At 40.7% G+C, this 777-nt stretch carries 1 protein-coding gene; it reads left to right on the top strand.

Features of this window, described 5'->3' with window-relative positions; genetic code table 11:
- The coding region (locus D7X99_RS41980; protein ID WP_147476436.1) for a terminase large subunit at positions 1–777 on the top strand (777 nt) is incomplete at both ends.

The raw sequence follows: 777 nt of genomic DNA, 5'->3' as shown, positions 1-777 counted from the left end.
GCTTCAAGGAAGCGTTTATTTATATCCCAAGGAAAAATGGGAAAACGAGTTTTATTGCTGGTCTTGCATGGGCGCTGGCATTATTAGAGCGTCAATCCGGTTCTAAAATCTATATTACAAGTGCAGCGTTGCAGCAGTCGTTGCAATCGTTTGAATTCATTTTATTCAACCTACGGCAGATGGGAGAAGAACAAAACTTCCGAATCCTGAATAACAACCAGGAACATAGCATTAGTGGGGAACTTGGCGATGGTTCGATTTTCATCCGAGCATTAGCAGCCAACCCAGATAAACAAGACTCTTTGAACTGTAATATCGGAATCGCTGATGAAATCCATGCGTATAAGACGCCGAAACAATACAACATCATCAAGGAAGCAATGAAAGCATACACCAATAAGCTGATGATTGGTATAACTACAGCTGGTGACGATATGACTTCATTTTGTTACCAGCGTTTGCAATACTGCAAAAAGATTCTTGATGAAACTGTAACAGATGAAGCTTATTTCGTTTTCATTTGCAAAGCAGACGAAGATGAGAACAGGGAAGTGGACTATACCAATCCGATTGAACATGAGAAGGCCAATCCGAATTATGGCGTAACGATTCGACCAGATGACATCATGAATGATGCGATTCAAGCGCAAAATGACCCACAACAACGTAAAGACTTCCTAGCGAAATCGTTGAACATCTACACGTCATCAATGAAGGCGTACTTCAACATCGATGAATTCAAGAAATCGGACAGAAAATATGATTGGACGATTGAAC

The sequence above is a fragment of the Corallococcus sp. AB032C genome, assembly GCF_003668935.1.
Taxonomy (GTDB): Bacteria; Myxococcota; Myxococcia; order Myxococcales; family Myxococcaceae; genus Corallococcus; species Corallococcus exiguus.
This window is presented reverse-complemented; position numbering and strand designations above follow the sequence as displayed.